We start from the raw sequence: 19,702 nt of genomic DNA on the forward strand, positions 1-19,702 counted from the left end.
CCTCCCGCTACATATACAGCAGTGCGTTTACAATACATGCGGCAATATTGCTTCCGCCTTTTCTTCCTCTCGCTACAATATAAGGAATATCTGGCAGAGATAAAATCAGTTCCTTTGACTGTACTACATTGACAAAGCCTACCGGAACGCCAATAATAAGCTGTGGCTTTACTTTCCCTTCCTGAATCAGCTCGTAGAGCCTCATCAGTGCTGTCGGTGCGTTTCCTATCGCAAAGATCAACGGTTTTGCAAGCTCTGCCGCCTTATCCATACTTATACTTGCCCGCGTTGTCCCGATTTCCTTTGCCTTTTTCGCCACATCTTCATCTGACATAAAGCAATATACTTCTCCGCCGTATTCTGCCAATTTCTTCTTATTGATTCCTGCCTTTGCCATCTGTGTATCCGTAACGATACACGCGCCCTTATGTACTGCTCTAAGCGCCCTTTCCACTGCTCCTTCTGAAAAGACCAGATTGTCAGCATACTCAAAATCTGCACTGGTGTGGATACACCGTTTTACAATCGCTTCTGTCCCGGGAAGTATTTTTTTCCCTCCCAATTCCTTTGTAATGATTTCAAAGCTCCGCCTTTCTATCTCTGACGGAAGAACCTTTTCTAATTCTGTTTTCATTGTCTATGCTCCTTTTTTCTCTTTTCTTTTATTATTTTTCACCGCCTATAGCATCGGCGTGCTTATTTTCCGGCCCTTTCAGCCAGATTTTTCTTCCGCATATAACATAAAGAACTTCCTCTGCCCGTCTGGCAATACAGGTACAAATTCTGCCTGTCTGTTCTCTGTACAGCCTCTCAAACGCATCCACAGGAACAAGCCCGCACCCGACTATATCGCTTATAAGTACGAGTTTTGGATTCTTCTCTGCCAGGCTGCTGACAAATCTCTCTGCATCCAGATCTGGATTCTCTTTCAGCCTGCGTCTTATGAAAGCCTCAAAATGATATATCCCCTGGCAACTGTATATTGCATCCATACTGCAAACTGCCCCGTCGCACCATTCAATTTCCGGATATTCTTCCTGTGCAGCTTTTTGTTTCCCCTGGCACGATCCGCCGACGATCAGCTTCATCTGTATTGTCATCCTTTCTCTGGTATCTTTACTATTTCTTTTTGTGATTTGTTCTATTAATCTTGCCTCTGCCTTTACCGGAAATGGAATCCCATATACGACCTCTGCGATATACTCCGCCCGTTCTCCCATCCGGCAGTTGATTTCTCCTAATACCTTTTTATAACACTGCATTTCCTCCGTATATTTCTCCGCCTCAGAGAAAATTTCGTTTGTCACTACTACCAGATGTTCACACCATTTTTGAAGGACTCTGATTCCTTCCAGAATTTCCTGTACCGTCTGCTTTTTTGCCCCGTTTTCCATATATAACTCATTTGCTGCCAGATTCGACATACATTCTAAGAGGACGCATGTTTTTTTAGAACCGTCTCCTTGTTTTTCCTGCTCTTTCCTTACATTCTCCACCGTATTTTTCAGTCCCGTATAGCACTCTACGGTAGAAAACCCCTTTCCGGCGCGCAGCGTTCTATGTCTCTGGATTTTCTTTTCTGTCTCCTCTCCAAAGGGAACCATTGTCGCAAAATAGTACATGATTCCTCCCCCGCTTTCCTTGCAAAGCGTTTGTATCAGATTCTCTGCATATTCTGATTTTCCGCTGCCGCTTCCTCCCGTAATAACACAAAACATACTGGTTTTTTCCTTCTCCTCTGCCTTATTTACTCGGTTACATCCGCGTATCTGTATTCCAGCGCGCCGCTTGCAGGAATCTGTCGAATCCCTGTTATCCGCCTGCTTACCAGGTTACAGCTTTTCATCCCATACAGGGGGATAATATAGAACTGCTCTCCCACAGCATATTGCTCCGCTTCATGCAGCAACTGGAACCGTTTGTTTACATCCAGTTCCATTTCTGACCGGCGGATAAGCGCGTCATATTTTTCATCTTGAATATGACTGCAATTATAGCTGTTATTAGAAAGCAGCATAGACAGATACGTATATGGATCTGCGAAATCTGCCGTCCAGTTCATCCGGCACAGCTCAAAATCCTTTGCATGGCGATCCGCATAGTTGGTTTGAAGCTCCTGTGCTTTAAGCTCTATATCAATATTTAAGTTTTGCTTTAACTGCTCCTGAATGACCTGCGCTGTGTCCGAATCCATCTCTAAGGCAGGATACTTATAGGTCAGAACCGGAAAGCCCTCTCCGTCCGGATATCCTGCTTCGGCAAGCAGCTCCCTCGCCCGTTCTTTATTTTCCTGAAACGGCTGTTTGTCCTCCTCTACAAAATACGCCCCTGTATTCTTATTTACCATATAATTTGCGACCAGGTTATATGCCGGACTTACGTCCTTTCCTACAATCTTGCATAACTCCGCCCTGTCAATCGCAAGATTGAGCGCCTCTCTTACCCGCACGTCATCCAGGGGCTCTGCTTCCAGATTCAAATATATATATCTTGTGGCTATCAGTTCTGTCACCAGCAGATCTGGTTTTCCTTCATAGAGCTCCATGACAGCAGACTGTAAAGATACAGCCACGTCCACCTCTTTCGTCTCATAAGCATTCGCCATAGACTGCTGGTCATCAAAAAAGCGGTAGATGATTGTGTCCAGATGAATTTCATCCGTATTCCAGTACTTCTCATTTTTTTTCAGCACAAAATACTGCTTCGGCTCATACTCTGCAAGAAAAAACGGACCGTTTGTCAGACTGGTTTCTGGGTTTTTGTCCCAGCCGCTAAGCGCCGAATCTGCGTATTTTTCACAAGACGGCATATATACAGGCAGACGCAGTAAATCCAGAAAATATGCACAGGGCTCTTCCAAATAAAACACGAGTGTCTGTTCATCCGGAGTCTCTACGCCCAGACTTTCATACGACAGCTCCCCGTTATAAATCTCTTCTGCATTTTGTATAGGAAACAGATAGCTCACATAGCCGCTGCCGTTCTTCGGGTCTAATGCACGCTTTATTGTATTTTTAAAATCCGCCGCAGTCACTGCACTTCCATCAGACCAGCATGCCTCTTCCCGTAAATGGAAAGTCCATATGGTTTTCTCTTCGTTGACTTCATAGGACTGTGCGGCACGATATTCTATATTTCCATTTTCATCAAATGTCAACAGTTCGTCCAAAGCGCTTACACTATAGGAAAGAAATGTCAGCGCGATAGAGCCGGCAGGATCCATGGAACCCGTATCACTTCCTATGGCGATTGTAATAGATTTTCCCTCTGCCGCAGGAGCTTTTTGTCTTTTTATACACCCTCCGGCAAAAACGGAACAGAAAATACAAATTACCAGTATAAATGCAACAAATCGTTTCCTCATTTTCTTCCTTTCAAATCTGTGATGTCATCGGCATGTCTGTATTGCCTTTCCTGTGTTCCTTAGAATACAAAAAGCACGCTACCTTTCTGCTGCCAAATTGATAGCGGGGCGGCGCTGCTTTCTCACAGCACTCCATCCGGTAGCCGCACTGTCCCAGATAGGGACAGCCTTTATTCGGCTTCTCCTGCCGTTCCCGCAGCGGGGCGTATTTCTTCCTCCTCGCCTTTTTGGGATCTGGATCCGGCTTGCACTCCAAAAGCTGTTTTGTATAAGGGTGCCACGGATCTGTACATATTTCCTGTGTGTTCCCACATTCCACCAGGCTTCCCAGATACATCACGCCTACATTCTGACTGATTTTCCCCACAACCTCCAAATCATGGGAGATAAACAGACAGGCTATCCTTGTTCTTCTCTGGATCTCTTTAAGAAGCCTTAAAATCTGTGTCTGGATAGAGACGTCCAACGCAGATACCGCCTCGTCACATACCAGAAGCTCTGGATTTCGTATCAGGGCGCGGGCAATACAGACGCGCTGTCTTTGTCCGCCGGAAAATTCCTTTGGGTACTTCCACATGTCCTCCTCTGTCAACCCGACATCCTTTAATATCTGCACTGCTCTTTCTTTTCTTTCCTCTGCCGTAAGTATCTGCCGTTTATCTGCCCTCAAAGCCTCCATAAGCGCCTTTCCTGCCGTCATTTTGGGATTCAGGGATTCACAAGTGTCCTGAAACACCATCTGAATTTTTTCCAGATATTTTTTGCGCGCACTCTTTTTTAACAAATCTGTCCTAAATGACCTGTAATACATTTCTCCCGCATCCGGTCGTTTCTGTCCGGTAACGATTTCAGCCAGCGTACTTTTTCCACATCCGCTTTCTCCAATCAGACCAAAGGTCTCTCCTTCTCTGATCGCAAAAGAAATATTTTGTACCCCCTCTTTTTGTGCAGCTTTTCCCTGTGTGAATCTGTTTGAATATAATTTTGTGACATTGGAAAGCTTCAGCAGCACTTCTTCTGTCTCTGTCGCATCTGCTTTTATTCTCGTGCGCCTTGCATTTTTCAGAAGGTCTTTTGTATATGTCTTTTGCGGGGCATAGAAAATCTCCTCCGCTGTTCCCTGCTCAATAAAGGTTCCCTCTTTCATCACATATACCCGTTCACACATAGAGGCGATCACTCCAAAATCATGGCTGACAAGCAGGACTGCCGCTTTCGTCTCCTTTGCAATCCTTTTTAACAGCAGGATCATCTGTCCTTGTACAATGACATCCAGAGCCGTTGTCGGCTCATCTGCGATAATCAACTTTGGATTGCAGGCGAGCGCAATGGCCGTTACCACCCTTTGCCGCATGCCTCCGGAAAGCTCGTGAGGATATTGGGACATGCGCTGCTTAGGCATACGAATACCTGCCATCTCTAACAAATCACATACTCTCTGCTTTCTTTCCTTTTTGTTCCCTCCGCTGTGAATACGCACTGCCTGCTCAATCTGCTTTCCTATCTTCACTGTAGGATTTAAGTACGAAAAAGGATCCTGAAAAATCATTGCCATCTTCTTTTGTACCTTGTTCGGAGAAAAGGTTCCTTCCTCTCCCAGAAAGCAAAATCTCCCACAGGAGGCATCCGCCTCTTTCCCAAGCAATCCCATCAACGCACGCATCGCCGTACTTTTCCCACATCCGGACTCTCCGATTACCCCCACAATCTCGCCTTCTCCTACATGGAAGCTAAGGTCTTTGACTGCTCTGATTTTCTTTCCATCTTTATGAAATTGTACATTTAAGTTGCCAACCTCCAGCAGACTCATCTTCTATTTACCTTTCTGTCTTTTCTCCATATACATTCTCCAGCCCTCGTCCAAACAGACGCAAAGCCAGAATCAACAGACACAAAATACACATCGGATACAGCATTTGATACGGATACAACTGAATCTGGCTCTTTGCCTCCTGGATCAGCACACCTAAGCTCGCCGATGGAGGGGCAATTCCAACTCCCAGAAAACTTAAAAATGCCTCCGTAAAAACCGCCTGAGGAACTAAAAATGTCAGATTGACCAATATCGGCCCCGCCACATTAGGGAGCAGGTGTACGAAAAGAATACGAAGCGGACGGATTCCCTCCATCTGTGCCGCCCGAATATACGCCTTTCCTTTTTCCCTGATAATCTCTCCTCTCACAATTCTTGCCATGTCAACCCATCCTGCCACACAGATACCGGCAATGATGCTTTCTACTCCAGCGCCCATAACAAGTGTAATCAAAATCACATACAAAAGAGACGGTATGGACGCTAAAATATCTGCTATGCGCATCAGAAGAAAGTCTGCCTTTCCTCCCACATATCCAGAAATACTCCCATACAGCAGTCCGAAAGCCGCGTTTATGCCGGCGCCTGTCACTCCTACAAGCAGGCTGATACGCGCCGCATACCATACCCGCACAAAAATATCTCTTCCAAATTTATCCGTACCGAACAGATGCAGGCAGGAGCTCCCCTGATTCCGGATATCCGCATTTATACCTGTGTACGTATAGGGGGAAAGCTCCGGCACCAGAAGCGCTGCCGCTATCCAGAGCAAAAGTAGCGCCGCCCCGTACAGCAAACATGGATTTTTTTTCTTTTTCAATCCCCCCACCTCTTTTCCAGATAGCTGTTCCTCACCCTGGGATCCAGCCATGCGCAGAGCAGATCTGTAAAAAGGTTCACTCCGATCACCACACTTCCCATGAAAATCGTCAATCCCATAATCAATGTATAGTCCCTGTTCATAACAGAACTGACAAATTCCCTGCCAAGCCCCGGGATGTTAAAGATACTCTCCACTGCAAAGCTGCCTGTCAGAAGAAAAGCGGACAGAGGCCCCAGATAATTCAAAACCGGTATCCAGGCGTTTTTCAACACATGGAATACTGCTATCTGCCAGAACCCCATCCCTTTCGCCCTGGCAAGCACTACATACTCTTTTTTCATTTCTTCTGCAAACGTATTATATATCATCTCCGCCACTACCGCTGTCGGATAGAATGAAAGGGAGAGAACCGGAAGTACATAATGAGCCGGAGTAAACAATCCCGTCACAGGGAACCATTTTAAAGTCACTCCAAATACAAGCAGAAGCAAAAGCGCTGCCACAAAATTGGGAATTCCCGCACCGAGAAGGGTTCCTCCGGACAGCAGAATTCTGACTGTTTTTTTCTTTGACACAGCCCTCCAGACGCCAAGACCTGTTCCCGCCACTGCCGCCGTTATGACTGCCGCCGCCCCCAGAGATGCCGTCACAGGCGCTGCATTTCCGATAATACTTTCTACGGTGACTCCCTGCTGTTTATAAGAAACTCCAAGTCTGCCTTTTAAAAGATTTGTCATATATGTCCTGTACTGCTTCACAGGAGAATCCCTAAGTCCGTATTCTTCCTCCATCGCCTCTGTCACAGAGGCGGACACGTTTCCGTCCTCAAAAGGACTTCCCGGCATCATTCTGGTCAGAAAAAAGGTCACAGTCACCAGAACAAACAGGGAAATCATTCCCACTGTGATTCTCTTCATTGTATAGACTGCCATATGTACTCCTTATCTGATGCCGTACTTTTGCAAAATCAGCTTTTCCATCCCGTCCATAGACGCTTTCAGGGCCACTTCTGTCTGCATGTGATAGTTTGCCGCTTCTTTTTCTGTCTGTTCACCGATACACAGCGCATGTATCTGTGAGAGGGGAAATCCTTCCATCATCTGGGCAAACCCTCTTACTGTGGAAGCGCTTGTAAAAGCTACCGCGTCGATCTCTCCTCTTTTTAGCATCTCGGTCAGCTTCTCCTTCCATCTGCTTTCTCCCTCTGTACAAGTTCGGTACAATGCCACATCCTCCACCCAAATACCGGCTTTATACAGAGGAGGCAGTAGCATAGGAGAGCCTGCCTCTGCTCTTAAAATAGTAATATGACTGTTCTTATCCGCAGTTTCTGCAAGTATTCTTCCCAGCTCTTCTGCATTATATTTTTCCGGAACTAAATCTGCAAATATTCCTGCTTCTTCCAGCGCCGCCGCTGTCGCTGAACCAATCGCCGCCACTTTTATGACTGCCGAACCTCCCAGCAGTTTTCGGATGTCTGTTTTTCGTCTGCGCAGTCCGTCAAAGAATACAGATACACCAATGGGGCTTGTAAAGACAAGCCATTGCTCGCCGCTTCGCTCTCCCATACGCGCCAGCGCATCTTCCAACCTCGGATTCGGCAGAATTTCCTCTGTCCGAATCGACGGCATTTCAATTACCTGCGCGCCTAAATCCCGCAGACGCTTAGCCAGACGTGAGCTGTTCTGTCTTGGTCTGGTTGTCAGAAACTGTCTGCCTCCCAGCTTTCGTTTCACCGTCCAGTCGAAGGATTCAGAAAATGCGCAGACCTCTCCTACTATAATGATAGCCGGTGTCTGTATATCTGCTTCCTTTGCTTTCTCTTCAATATCCGAAAGAACAGAAATCACCTTTCTTTGTTTTGCTGTTGTCCCATTTTCCACCACTGCCGCCGGAGTGTCTTTTTTCATTCCTGCTTCCAGAAGCCCTTTTGCAATCCAGCCAAGACGCGCCAACCCCATCAAAAATACAAGTGTGTCTCCCAGACGCGCCAGCGAAGGAAAATCGATCCGGATTTCTCCATCTCTTTGTGCATGTCCGGTGATCACATGAAAAGACGAGGCACAGTCCCTATGTGTCACCGGAATTCCGGCATAGGCGGGAACTGCGGTACAGGAGGTAACTCCAGGTACCACCTCGAATGGAATCTGTTCTTTTGCAAGCAGCTCCACTTCTTCTCCTCCCCGTCCAAACACGAAGGGATCTCCGCCCTTTAATCGTAGGACTTTCTTTCCTTTTTTTGCCTCCTGTACCAGAATCCGGCTGATCTCTTCCTGCGGCACCGTATGATTTCCGGAGCGTTTTCCTACATGGATGAGCTCTTTTTGTTCAGGTATCTGTGTCAGAATCTCTGCACTAATCAAAGCATCATAGACGATCACGTCCGCCTCTTTTATAAGCCGCGCTGTCTTTACAGTCAAAAGCTCCCTATCTCCCGGCCCTGCCCCTGCAATCCAGACCTTGCCTGCCTGCTCTCTATATCCAGACATCCTTTACGCCTCCTCTTTCATCTTTATGGCGAGATATTCTCCTAATGCCTCCGCCTCTTCTGCCTCTCCGACAATGGTATCTACTATATACTGCTGCGCGCCTTCCTCATAATAAAGTCCTCTTAGCTTTAATGTAGTTCCTTTTATCTGTGCATACGCTGCCACAGGAGAAGTACAGCCTCCGTCCAGCGCTTTCACAAATGCACGTTCCGCCAGTGCTGCCGTTCTTGCTTCTGGATCGTCCAGTCCTTCCAGATACGGCCAGACCTCCCCCCTTCTTCCCTGCACAGCCAAAATTCCCTGTCCTGCTGCCGGGATCACTTCATCCACCTCAAAATATCTCTCAATGATTCCATGCATTCCCAGCCGGTGCAGTCCTGCTGCCGCGAGCACAGTTGCACTGTATTCCTCCTGCTCCAGCTTTGAAAGACGGGTCTGTACATTCCCTCGGATTCCATGAAAGACACAATTCGGGTACAGTTTTTTCAGCTGGAGGGAGCGCCTTCTGCTGGAGGTACCGATCACCGCGCCTGTTTTTCTTGCCTCTTCCTCTGTTTTCCCCGGCCTTACGATCAGCACATCCCGCGGATCCTCCCGCTTCGAATACGCGAGAATAGGAAGGCGCTCGTCTGTCTCCATAGGCATATCCTTTAGGCTATGTACCGAAATATCAATCTCCCCGTTTAACAGCGCTCTGTCCAATTCTTTGACAAACAATCCCTTTCCTCCGATTGTTTCCAGGCTCCTGTCTAAGATTTTATCTCCGGTTGTTTTCATTGTGATAATCTCTGCTTTCACCTGTGGATGTAAGCGCTCTATCTGCCTTTTTACAATTTCTGCCTGCATCACTGCAAGCCTGCTCTGCCTGCTGCCAATTCGAATTACCGGTGACATGACATATCCTTTCCTTTCTCTATCATTTCATATATCGCACCCATATCCAGATCCTTCCGAATAATCTCTGCCAAAAGATCATACTGCTTCTCTTTATACTCCCTGCGATCTACCGCATGGACACTGTCCGGACTGTATCCCTTCTTTGTCAGCAGACAGGACACAAATCTGCCGCAGACATCTGCACTGTCAAAAATCCCGTGTATATAACAGCCATACACATTGCCCGCCTGGGTGCCGTCCGCGTTTGCAGGCTCCGCAAGCATAAGGAGGGGGTGTCCCCCTTCTTCTAAGACGGTTCTTCCCATATGGATTTCATAGCCTTCCAGGAAGGCCCCCTCCAGCCCTTTTAAGGCACCTGACATGGGAAGAAATGTTCCCTGTACCTGGGTTCGCGTCTTTTCCTTTTCAAACACCGTGTGCATAGGAAGCAGATCCATTCCTTTGACGGTTCCTTTTTTTTCTATCCCCTCCGGATCGGATATCTGGCTTCCTAACATCTGGTATCCGCCGCAGATACCGAAAACCACACCCCCTTTTTTTACGTACTGTAGGATCTTTGCCTCCATCCCACTTTGGCGCAGCCAGAGCAGATCCTCTATCGTATTTTTGCTTCCCGGCAGAAGTACGGCGTCTGGATTTTTCAGTTCCTTCGGATCTGTTACATACCGGACAGACACCTCCTCCATACACTCTAAAGGCGCAAAATCCGTAAAGTTTGAAATCCGCGGCACACGCACAACCACAAGATCGATAAGCCCCGCCTTTTCTTTCTTTTCAAACCGGCTTGTGAGACTGTCCTCCTCATCAATATCCAGATGAAAATAAGGAATCACTCCGCGCACCGGAATTTGAATCCGTTCCTCCAGCATGGAAAGTCCTGGTTTCAAGATCTCCTTATCTCCGCGGAATTTGTTGATAACGATTCCCTTCACCCTTTTTCTCTCCTGCTCCTCAAGCAGTGCAATCGTCCCTACAATCTGGGCGAAAACACCGCCTCTGTCTATATCTCCCACAAGCAGAACAGGCGCGTCAATCATCTCTGCCAGGCCCATATTCACAATATCTCCGCTTTTTAAGTTTATTTCGGCGGGGCTTCCTGCTCCTTCTACGACAATCACATCAAACGCTTTTGCAAGCTGGCTGTACGCTTCCATAATATAAGGGATGAATTCTTTTTTCCTGCGGTAATATTCTGCGGCTGCCATCACCCCTTTTACTCTGCCGTTTAAAATCACCTGAGAGCCTGTGTCATTCGTAGGTTTTAAAAGGATCGGGTTCATCGCCGCCAAAGGAGAAATGCCTGCCGCTTCCGCCTGCATCACCTGTGCCCGCCCCATCTCCAGCCCTTCCTCTGTAATAAAAGAATTCAACGCCATATTCTGAGATTTAAAAGGCGCCACCTTGTAGCCATCCTGCATAAGCACTCTGCATAAGCCTCCCGCGAGAATACTCTTTCCCACATTCGACATTGTCCCCTGTATCATAATCGGTTTCGCCATGTTTCTGTTTCCTCCTGCCCTTTTTGGTAGATTTTCTTAAGCGCTGCCAAAAGTCTTTTATTTTCCTCATGCTGTTTGACGGCAATCCGGTAATATCCTTTCTCCAATCCCCGATAATTCTGACAGTCGCGTATCAAAATACTCTCCTCCTGAAGTAAAGAAAACAAATCATAGGGACTAAACAGCAGCATATAATTTGCCGCAGACGGAATGTATTCTATCCCTGCTTTTTCTAATTCCAGCTCCATCCAGTTTCTTTCCTGCTCTATAAAGGATCGCATTTTTACAGTGCGCTTCTTTTCCTTCAATGCGGCCACTCCCGCTGCCTGCGCAAGTACAGAAATATTCCAGGGCTGCATTCCTTCTTTCATTTTCTCCAGCAATGCCTTGTCTTTCGAAATTCCATATCCAAGCCGCAGTCCCGGAATCCCATATGTTTTTGTAAACGCCCCCAGCACAAACAGCATGCGGGAGTCTTCCTGACACAGTTTTTTCACGCTCTCCTCTGTCTTAGAATGAAATTCCATAAAGCAGGCGTCTAATACAAGCCGGATATGCAGACGCTCACAGGCGTCAAGTATCTGCCCAAGCAGCGTTTCTTCTATCGCCCTGCCGGCAGGATTCGATGGAGAACACAGAAATAGAATGTCCGTCTTGTCATCCAGCCTGTCCAAGAGCGCTTCTGTCACGTCAAAATGCTGCTCCTTCTTTAAACCGAAATAGGTAATCTCACATCCTACATTGTGAAGCGCACGTTCATACTCTCCAAAGGACGGAACCGGCAGCAGCGCTTTTTTTGGCCTCTCTGCCTGTACCAAAGAGAAGATAAGCTCCGCGGCGCCGTTTCCAAATATAAACCAGGAGACCGGCATTTCTTTTTCCTCTGCTAATGCCCTCAGAAGCTTCCGGCAGCGGCTGTCCGGATATTTCGCAATCTCCGGCACTGCTCTTTGCACTGCACGAAGCACCTCTTCGCCCGGTCCAAACGGATTGATATTGATCGAAAAGTCCAGCATATTCTCATATGTGTAAATATCTCCTCCATGCAAATATTCCATCCTTCTTCCTCCTTTTTTGCTGCTTTCACCAAAAGAAAAACAGTACGCATGCCTTTGCCGCCCCCAGAAGCAAAAGAGACAGAATTGCCGTCATATACATTAGTTTCCCCACTCGGTTGATGTCCTCCGGCTCCGGCTTACGGAAAGCCGTACCGATCGTCTCTTTGTGAACCAATTTTCCGAAATAATACGCATCTCCTGCAAGCTCTATGTCAAGCGCTCCCGCGCATACAGCCTCTGTCTGTCCCGCATTGGGACTCGCATGCTTTTTTCTGTCTTTTTTGTACACCGCGCACGCATTCCTACCATCCATTTTCAGCAGAAAAGCAGCGACAATCATAAGCCCTGCACTGATACGTGCCGGCAAAAAATTCATCACATCATCCAGACGCGCCGGAATCCTTCCCAGATACAAATAGGTTTCATTTTTATATCCTACCATCGAATCCATTGTATTGACTGCTTTATAAAAGAATCCGAATGGGACGCCTCCAAGCAGCAGATAAAACAGAGGCGCCACTTCTCCGTCTGATGTGTTCTCCGCAACAGTCTCCACCGCCGCCTTTATGACGCCTTTCTCATCTAAATTCTCTGTGTCTCTTCCTACAATCATAGAAACTGCTTTTTTCGCCTCTGGCAGATTTTCTTCCTGTAACCTTTCATATACTTTTCTGCTCTCCTTTCGAAGTGACGTTGCTGCCAGAAGCTGCCAGCACCAAAATGTTTCCAGTCCAAACCGTAAAAAAGGATGTATTTTCCCTGCCAGAATCAGCAGTAACAATGGAACTGCCGTACTTACTGTCACAACACATACCCACAGCAGGGCTCCCCCAAGGAGCAAGGCCCTTTTTTGTTTTTTCTCCCCTTCATGTCGGCTGCAAAAACACAAAACGCGCTTCTCCAGAAAAGAAATCCACATTCCGATCAGGCGTACCGGATGATAAAGCCACGCCGGATCTCCGAATCGTAAATCCAATATAAACCCTGCCACACATGCTGCCAGTGAAACCATCTGTTATGCTTTCCTTTCCTTCTTAAATTTGTCTCTTTTTTATGCTCCGTACATCTGCTTTAACGGTTCTATCTCATACAGACATCTCTTTCCTGCCTCAAACTTTTCCTCCTGCAGAACAGCTTGAAATCCCTGTCCGTTCGCCGCCTGCCATTCATAAAATCCGCGGTGCTTTTTATCCAGAGCAGAGAGAATTGCCATAATCGTACCGCCATGTACAACAAATGCGGCTGTAGCTTCTGCCTGACATGCTTTTTCTCCGGCAGTCCCCTTTTCCTTTTGCAGATACTCTATACATTTTCTAAATCCTGCCACACATCTTTCGCAAAACTCCTCCTGTGATTCTCCGTCCGGAAAAGGAAGTGTACCGCCTGATTCCATCCATTGGATATAGCGGGAGTCTTCTTTTAACTCTTCATAGGTTCTGCCTTCAAATTCTCCGAAATCACATTCCCTTAGCAATTCCTGTGTCCAGATTTTTTTCTTCGGATATAAAAGCTTTGCCGTCTGCACGCATCGCTTCATAGGACTCGCCACTACCTGCCTTACGTCTGGATAATGAAACGGCTCTCTTAAGTATGTCTTTCGCGCCTGTTTCGTAATCGCTTCATCGGTTCTGCCGATATACTGTCTCTTTTCATTTCCCGCCGTAGAAAAATGCCGGATAAAAATAAGTTTCATATTCCGCCTCCTGCCAGTACAATACCTGTCGCCATACATACTTCACACAGACTTAGGAAGTATCCGGCGAGATCGCCAGTGATTCCGCCAAACTTCTTCTTACTCATCCAACCATAGTAGAGGAATGTTCCGCCCGCGCAAAGCGCCGCCATCCCTCCGGTCTTTCCATCCAGCCAGATAAGTAACAAAAGCGCTGCCGCAGCCCAGAGAAGCATCACAATACGGACATTCTTTTTCTGTGCTTTATCCTGAAAAGTCCTAAGAAGCCCGCTGTCCTTTGCGGCAGGGAAGGTCACTACAGAAAATCCGCTCAAGGCGCGGGACAGAACAAACATACAAGATAAGGAGGGAAGCATTTCTATTTTCACTTCACTGTACACCGCCACACTCCACAACAGATAACAGCCTATTCCTAAAATGGCAAATGCTCCTGTATGGGGATCCTTTAAAATAGAGAGTTTTTTCTCCCTGTCGCCATAAGAGGAAAGGGCATCTGTCGTATCCATAAATCCATCCAAATGAATCCCTCCGCTTATCAATATTGGAACAAGCGTAAGCGCCGCCCCTAAAAATACCGAACCGCAGGAGGTAAAACGAAGCAGAAAAAAGCCTGCCAGGTATACACATCCTCCTGTCACAACGCCTACGACTGGGAAAAAACACATCGCATACTTCATATTTTTTTCATTCCACTCTGCCCGCGGCACTGGAATTTTAGAATACATAGATAAGGCAATCAAAAACGCCTGCATAAGCCTCATTGGATTCTCCTCTTTTATAATACTTCATACGCTTCTACATGGATTTCCTCAAACGTGCTCATCTCGCGGTATACAGACAATCCCATGTCTATAAGGGGCATAACTGCCACTGCCCCGCTTCCCTCTCCCAGACACATATCACAGGTCAGGAATGGTTCTAACTGTAACGCATCTAAAAGCTTTCGTCCTCCCGGCTCCTTCGACACATGGGACGGCAGTATGTAACCCGCTACAGACGGAGACAGCCGAACCGCGCACAGTGCGGCGGCGGCAGAGATAAACCCATCCAACACAACGGGAATATGATAGATCGCGCCTCCTAAAAACGCTCCGGTAAGTCCCGCGAGATCCAGACCGCCTACTTTGGACAGTACATCCAGCACATTCTCCCGATTTGGCCGGTGCTTCTCTATCGCCCGGCGTATCACTTCTATTTTTCTTTCCAGACCGGCGCTGCTCAATCCTGCTCCCTTTCCCGTCACTGCTTCTACATCTTCTCCTAACAGAACACAGGCAACCGCACTGCTGGTCGTTGTATTTCCAATCCCCATCTCTCCGGTTGCAAGAATCTCATATCCCTCTTCTTTTTTCTCCTTCACGAGCCTGATTCCCGTCAGAATTGCCTTAAGCGTCTGTGCTTCTGTCATCGCTGTTTCCTCTAAAAGATCTCTTGTTCCATACGCAACTTTGTATTCTTTCTTCGTCACAGCCTCTACGTCCCTGACCATCCCGATGTCAATCGGGAAAAGATCCACGCCGGCGCGCTCTGCCATCATGCAGACACTCGCCGCACGCCTGGTAAAGTTCTCCGCCACGATTGCCGTTACCTCCTGACCAGTCTGGGTCACGCCTTCCTTTACCACACCGTTATCGGCACAGAAAATCAAAAGTCCTTTTTTCTTCAAGGTATACTCTGCCGTCCTTTTTATCCCCGCGATGTCGATCACCGCCTGCTCTAACTTTCCCAGACTAAACAAAGGTTTCCCCACTGTCCTCCAACGCTTCCTGGCCGCTTCTTTGCTCACTTCATCTACGGGGACAATCTGGCTTAACAATGCCTCTAAACACGCTTTTTTCCTGTCCGTTTCTCTTATTCGACCGTCTTTCATCTGCTCATTCTCCTGTCTGCGTACACTGGTTTACAAATCTCCTGGCAAAAGGAACAAAGGAGGGCAGATACAAATGCGGGTACCCCGCAAAAAGATTTCCTTCCATATGGATACACTGCCAGGAACGTGTTTTGTCCGGCTTCACCGCAAGACAATCTCTGCCGCTGTCTGTGCTGTCCCAGTAATGAAATTCATGTCCCCGGATAACTTCCCCGTTTTTTAAATACACGCCGTCTTTTTGGCCTTCTATACAAATATAACCAAACCGGACAAGTTTTCCCCGGGAAGCCGCTTTTCCCTTTATCACGCCCGCCATCGGGTATTCCTTTTGATCTGGATCTGCCAGACTTTCATGCAGGTAGAGAAAGCCCCCACATTCCGCCATGCAGGGCATACCTCCCTGTACTGCTTCCCGAATACAGGTTAACATTGCTTTATTTTCTGACAGCTTCCTTGCATACAACTCGGGATACCCGCCGCCCAATACCAGTCCTTTGCTTCCTTTGGGAAGCCCGGTATCCGAAAGAGGGCTGAAAAACGCAAGTTCACACCCCAGCTCTTTTAACAACTCCAGATTCTCCTTGTAATAAAATCCAAATGCCTTATCCCGCGCCACAGCGATCAAAACAGGGGTATGTCCTTTTCCAGCTCTCTTTTCTTCCTTTTGTTTGCTCCCTTTTTTACAGTCCGATACCGAAAGCTCCGGGGCGGACTGTGCGATCCGTAAGATAGCGTCTAAGTCTACCGTCTCCTCCAGCCGTTTTCCCGCCTGTGCCATTTGTCCCTTAAGTCCTTGTATTTCCTCTGGTGTTACAAGCCCTAAGTGCCTGCTCTCAAGGGAAAATATTTCGTCCTGTGCAAGATACCCTAAAACAGGGATTGTATATCCTCTTTTTTGAAGCTCCTGTTCTAACATCTGCTTCATACGGGGATATAGATTCTTTGACATCCGGTTTAAAAGCAGTCCCCGGATATTACTGTCTTTCTGAAATCCGATCATTCCCTCTACAAGCGCTGCCGCGGAGAGTGCCATGCCCTTTAAGGACAGCACAAGCAGTACGGGAGTCTTTGTCACCCGCGCCACATCATAAGAACTCGCCGACAAAGATCCCATTGTCATTCCGTCATAATATCCCATCACACCTTCAATGACCGCGATCTCCTTCTCCTTTGCATGACGGGCAAATACCCTCGGAAGTTCTTCCCTGCTTTCAAAAAACAAATCCAGATTTTCCGAGTCAATTCCCAGCACCTCTCGGTGAAACATTGGATCAATATAGTCTGGGCCGCACTTATATGCCGCAACCTTCTCTCCTCTCATTTCCAGCGCTTTCATCAGCGCGCATGCCAGCACAGTCTTTCCACTTCCACTTGCGGGAGCGGCGAGCAAAATTCGCGGAATCCTCATAAGCCCTCCTCTCCTCCGGCAGAAATAACGTAGACAGGATTTTCTCCCATCATCATATGAAAGCTACCAAGCTTGCGTGACTTCGCCACTGTTATCTGTACCACCTCCGCAGACGGAAGCAGTCCTTCTTCCATTGCCTCCACTGCCTCTTTCACTGTTTCTAAAGAAATGGCGGTCATTACAATACGAACCTTAGGATTTTTCGTAAGCGCTGTATAAAGAATCTCCTTTAAATTGCCGGAGCTCCCGCCAATAAATATATGGCTTGGCTGTTCCAGCCCTTCCATCGCCTCCGGTGCCGTCCCTTGTACAATTTCCATCCAGTCGGCCGCAAATTTTCTTTTATTTTCTTCTAAAAGCTGTACTGCCTCCGGCTTCTTTTCTATCGCATATACCCGGATATCCGGCCCCGAAAGCGCGGCTTCCACAGAGATGGAGCCAGTACCTGCTCCAATATCATAGAGAACTGCCCCTCCCGCAAGACGCAGCTTTGCAAGGCAGACCGTCCTCACCTCTGCTTTTGTCATAGGCACCTTACCTCTTATAAATTCTGCGTCCTCCACTGCCCGGTTATATCTTTTGACAGGATGTGGATTGACAACCAGCGCCACGGACAGCCCTTCCCAGTCTTCAGGCACAAGCTCTCCCGCCTTTTTGGTAATCAGTTCTTCCTCCGCATAGGATAGATTTTTTCCGATTGTTACCTGGACATCCGCAAGCGCATACTTTTTTAATTTCTCACAGAGCGTACGCCCCTGCCCTTTTGTTCCAAGTAAAAGGAAGGTCTTTTCATGGTGGGTGATCTCATAGATAAAGTTTGCCTTCTGCCCATGCAGGCTTACCACCTTCGCGTCCTCCCATGATGTGCCAATCTTTGCCGCCAGATAAGACACAGTAGAAATGCCCGGCAAAAGCTTCACCCTGACCCCTTTTAATTCCTGCGCCAGGCTTTTTGCTCCGCTGTAGAATCCACTGTCCCCAGAAAGTACAACCGCAAACACGGTGCATGTCTGATGCTCCTTTACAAAACGTGCAATCGTCTCCGCACGGTACTCTATGAAGGTTTCTTTCGAAAACTCCTCTTGTTTTCCTTCCTGTCCTCCGACTTTTGAAATTCCGTCTAAAGCGCTTTGAACCATACGCGCCGCCCCGATGATACAGCCGCATTTTAAAAGCGCCTCCCTCACCTCTTCTGTAAAACCAGACTGGCTTCCCATTCCAATTCCCAGCAAATATACTGTCTTTTCTCTTTTACACATTTCGGTACCCTCTCGGCGTCACCATCTTGCCTCTGATGATGTCTGTCTGTTCATTTCCGATAAATACAGTGGTAAACATATCCGTCTGCTTCTCTTTTAATGCTTCCAGGGTCAGTATCTCATAGGACTCTTCCCTTCGCCCAATATTGCGGACAATTCCGCATACTGTATCTTTTCTTTTATACTCCAGCATACAGTCGCACGCTCTGGAAAGATAATCTGCCCGTTTCTTGCTGGACGGATTATAAAGGCAGATGACAAAATCTGCCATGGCTGCCGCCCTTAGTCTTTTTTCAATCTTTTCCCAGGGCGTCAGCAAATCACTTAAGCTGATCACCGCAAAATCATGCATCAGAGGCGCTCCCAAAACTGCGGCGCCTCCACATGCCGCGGTAATTCCCGGTATGATTTCCAGCTCTATATCCGGATACTTCTTTCCCACCTCATACAGCAGGCCTGCCATACCATATATCCCTGCGTCCCCGCTGCACACCATCGCTACGTCGTGTCCTTTTTCTGCCTCCTGAAAGGCCATTTCACACCGCTGCACTTCCTGCTTCATCGGAGTTGTCAGGTATACCTTATCAGGGAATTCCTCCTTCAGCAGATCTACATATACGGTATATCCTGTAATCACCGGACAGTGTTCTATCACATCTTTCGCGCAGAGCGTCATCTGGCTGCCTGCTCCGGGCCCTAATCCCACCACATATATCTTACCCATGTGATTCCTGCTCCTTTCTCTCCTTTTTTACTGTCTGTTTTTCATATGGGACATGTGCTTTTCTGTATGCAGTGGAAAAAGACGGGTTGTAAAGCTCAGACCGCCTGTATGCACCCTTTAGTATATCTCCTACGATAATCAGCGCGGTCTTTGTAATCTGCTCCTTTCGCGCTGTATCATAGAGCTCACATACCTTGCAGCGGCACACCTTTTCATCTTCCCATGTCGCCTTATAGACAATTGCTGCCGGAGTATCTTCCGGATAGCCGCCCTCTATAAGTGCCTGCTGCAATTCTTTTAGCAGCCCCGCACTTAAGAAAATCACCATTGTCGCCTGGTGGGAAGCCAGACTTTGGATAGATTCTTTCTCTGGGACACTGGTACGCCCTGCCATGCGCGTGATCACAACCGACTGGGAGATCCCTGGCAGTGTATATTCTGCCTGTAACGCGGCCGCCGCCCCGCAAAAGGAACTGACGCCAGGGCAAATTTCATAGGAAATTCCCTTTTCCTCTAAAATATCCGTCTGCTCTTTGATTGCCCCATACAGGGAAGGATCGCCTGTATGCAGACGGACAACGTGCTTTCCCTTTCGCGCCCCTTCCTCCATCACCTGTATGACCTCCTCCAATGTCATATAAGCGCTGTTATAGATTTCACAGTCTGGCCCGCACAGCTTAAGCAGCTCTGGATTTACCAGAGAGCCGGCATATATCACAATATCTGCTTCTTTTAAAAACGCCTGTCCCCGCACCGTAATCAGATCCACTGCCCCGGGGCCGGCGCCGACAAATACAACCATTTT

General features: G+C 47.6%; 18 protein-coding genes. All 18 read right to left on the bottom strand.

Features of this window, described 5'->3' with window-relative positions; all coding sequences use genetic code 11:
- Positions 1–7: 7 nt before the first annotated feature.
- The 18 genes from H8S37_RS05555 to cobM are packed head-to-tail and all read right to left on the bottom strand — an operon-like array spanning position 8 to position 19,699.
- Positions 8–634, bottom strand: coding sequence for a precorrin-8X methylmutase (locus H8S37_RS05555; protein ID WP_186875009.1), 627 nt, complete (start codon positions 632–634; stop codon positions 8–10).
- A 31-nt stretch (positions 635–665) separates the two neighbouring features.
- Positions 666–1,718: a bifunctional adenosylcobinamide kinase/adenosylcobinamide-phosphate guanylyltransferase gene (locus H8S37_RS05560; RefSeq protein WP_186875010.1), complete on the bottom strand. Its 1,053-nt coding sequence runs from the start codon at positions 1,716–1,718 to the stop codon at positions 666–668.
- A gap of 29 nt (positions 1,719–1,747) precedes the next feature.
- A complete protein-coding gene (locus H8S37_RS05565) occupies positions 1,748–3,364 on the bottom strand; it encodes a peptide ABC transporter substrate-binding protein (RefSeq protein ID WP_186875011.1) in 1,617 nt (538 codons plus the stop codon).
- Positions 3,365–3,374: 10 nt separating this feature from the next.
- Positions 3,375–5,174, bottom strand: a complete 1,800-nt coding sequence (locus tag H8S37_RS05570) for an ABC transporter ATP-binding protein (RefSeq protein ID WP_186875012.1) — start codon at positions 5,172–5,174, stop codon at positions 3,375–3,377.
- 7 nt (positions 5,175–5,181) lie between these two features.
- A complete protein-coding gene (locus H8S37_RS05575) occupies positions 5,182–6,006 on the bottom strand; it encodes an ABC transporter permease (RefSeq protein ID WP_334298544.1) in 825 nt (274 codons plus the stop codon).
- A complete protein-coding gene (locus H8S37_RS05580) occupies positions 5,994–6,932 on the bottom strand; it encodes an ABC transporter permease (RefSeq protein ID WP_186875014.1) in 939 nt (312 codons plus the stop codon). Before H8S37_RS05580 ends, H8S37_RS05575 begins: the two co-directional genes overlap by 13 nt.
- Positions 6,933–6,941: 9 nt before the next feature.
- Positions 6,942–8,489, bottom strand: coding sequence for a uroporphyrinogen-III C-methyltransferase (cobA, locus tag H8S37_RS05585; protein ID WP_186875015.1), 1,548 nt, complete (start codon positions 8,487–8,489; stop codon positions 6,942–6,944).
- Positions 8,490–8,492: 3 nt separating this feature from the next.
- Positions 8,493–9,383, bottom strand: a complete 891-nt coding sequence (gene hemC, locus H8S37_RS05590) for a hydroxymethylbilane synthase (RefSeq protein WP_186875016.1) — start codon at positions 9,381–9,383, stop codon at positions 8,493–8,495.
- Positions 9,371–10,885, bottom strand: coding sequence for a cobyric acid synthase (locus H8S37_RS05595; RefSeq protein WP_186875017.1), 1,515 nt, complete (start codon positions 10,883–10,885; stop codon positions 9,371–9,373). The genes hemC and H8S37_RS05595 overlap by 13 nt, the downstream gene beginning before the upstream one ends.
- Positions 10,867–11,943, bottom strand: coding sequence for a pyridoxal phosphate-dependent aminotransferase (locus tag H8S37_RS05600; RefSeq protein WP_186875018.1), 1,077 nt, complete (start codon positions 11,941–11,943; stop codon positions 10,867–10,869). The genes H8S37_RS05595 and H8S37_RS05600 overlap by 19 nt, the downstream gene beginning before the upstream one ends.
- Positions 11,944–11,968: 25 nt before the next feature.
- Positions 11,969–12,955, bottom strand: coding sequence for an adenosylcobinamide-phosphate synthase CbiB (gene cbiB, locus H8S37_RS05605; protein ID WP_186875019.1), 987 nt, complete (start codon positions 12,953–12,955; stop codon positions 11,969–11,971).
- A gap of 39 nt (positions 12,956–12,994) precedes the next feature.
- Positions 12,995–13,636, bottom strand: a complete 642-nt coding sequence (locus tag H8S37_RS05610; protein WP_186875020.1) for a histidine phosphatase family protein — start codon at positions 13,634–13,636, stop codon at positions 12,995–12,997.
- Positions 13,633–14,397 (bottom strand): adenosylcobinamide-GDP ribazoletransferase, encoded by a 765-nt coding sequence (locus H8S37_RS05615; RefSeq protein ID WP_186875021.1) that lies wholly within the window; start codon positions 14,395–14,397, stop codon positions 13,633–13,635. Before H8S37_RS05615 ends, H8S37_RS05610 begins: the two co-directional genes overlap by 4 nt.
- Positions 14,398–14,411: 14 nt before the next feature.
- Positions 14,412–15,506, bottom strand: a complete 1,095-nt coding sequence (cobT, locus tag H8S37_RS05620) for a nicotinate-nucleotide--dimethylbenzimidazole phosphoribosyltransferase (RefSeq protein WP_186875022.1) — start codon at positions 15,504–15,506, stop codon at positions 14,412–14,414.
- A 4-nt stretch (positions 15,507–15,510) separates the two neighbouring features.
- Positions 15,511–16,914 carry a cobyrinate a,c-diamide synthase gene (locus H8S37_RS05625; RefSeq protein WP_186875023.1) on the bottom strand — a complete coding sequence of 468 codons (1,404 nt, stop codon included), beginning with the start codon at positions 16,912–16,914 and terminating at the stop codon, positions 15,511–15,513.
- Positions 16,911–18,173 (bottom strand): precorrin-6Y C5,15-methyltransferase (decarboxylating) subunit CbiT, encoded by a 1,263-nt coding sequence (gene cbiT / locus H8S37_RS05630; protein WP_186875024.1) that lies wholly within the window; start codon positions 18,171–18,173, stop codon positions 16,911–16,913. Before cbiT ends, H8S37_RS05625 begins: the two co-directional genes overlap by 4 nt.
- Entirely contained in the window at positions 18,166–18,897 is a 732-nt protein-coding gene (gene cobJ, locus H8S37_RS05635) for a precorrin-3B C(17)-methyltransferase (protein WP_186875025.1), read from the bottom strand. Before cobJ ends, cbiT begins: the two co-directional genes overlap by 8 nt.
- Positions 18,890–19,699, bottom strand: coding sequence for a precorrin-4 C(11)-methyltransferase (gene cobM, locus H8S37_RS05640; protein WP_186875026.1), 810 nt, complete (start codon positions 19,697–19,699; stop codon positions 18,890–18,892). Before cobM ends, cobJ begins: the two co-directional genes overlap by 8 nt.
- Positions 19,700–19,702: the final 3 nt, after the last annotated feature.

This window comes from Mediterraneibacter hominis, assembly GCF_014287475.1.
Taxonomy (GTDB): Bacteria; Bacillota; Clostridia; order Lachnospirales; family Lachnospiraceae; genus Mediterraneibacter; species Mediterraneibacter hominis.